1 protein-coding gene is annotated in these 723 nt (G+C 39.6%); it reads right to left on the bottom strand.

All coding sequences use genetic code 11. The annotated features are described in order from the left end of the window. Window positions 1-723: phosphonoacetaldehyde reductase (locus tag AC1DSL_RS19075; RefSeq protein WP_477533455.1), on the bottom strand; the 723-nt coding region annotated here is incomplete at both ends.

The following is a 723-nucleotide window of genomic DNA, read 5'->3' as shown; positions in this document are numbered from 1 at the left end:
GGTGATGCTTGCCGCAATCCCGTGAACCATTCCAAGTTCTAATGTGAGAGGATACGAGATTGAATGGCATGCCGTTGTTCTTGTATTGCTAAAGGCTAGACCTCCATACAAGCTTCCTAAAGCAATTTCTTTCCTTAATGTAATGTCATTCGGATGATTTAATACACTTTCAAAATTGTTGACAATCCGATTGATCGCTTCTAATGAATAGATTCTTGAAATTTCATTGGAGCTTTTTGACCAGTAAGCCTCAGTAGCATGACATAAAGCATCTAAAGCGGTTGCAACCGTTAATCCCTTCGGTAATGATGCTGTTAGAGCCGGGACGATGATAGCGGTATGTGCATATAGTTTTTCCCAATCAACTGACATTTTCACTCCGTTAGCGCGATCCCAAATTGTTGCCCAGCAAGTAACCTCGGAACCTGTACCTGAGGTTGTCGGAATCCCAATCCAGGGTACGAAATTTTGACTTTCTATATAAAGCTTTTGTTCAATTATAGAGCGTAAAGTAGAGGTAGAATCTATTTTCATATCCTTTAAGGCAGCTAAAGATTTCGAAAGATCAAGAACACTGCCGCCCCCAATTCCTACTATGCATTGATAATCAAAGCTTTCAATTTGTTTATAATAGTAAAACAAGTCTTCTACATCAGGATTGGATATATTCACCGCTAATTGTTTGACCTCAAAATCCTCAAGACCTTTGTAGAGGGTATGTCC

The sequence above is a fragment of the Paenisporosarcina sp. P4_D4 genome (assembly GCF_056401835.1).
This window is presented reverse-complemented; position numbering and strand designations above follow the sequence as displayed.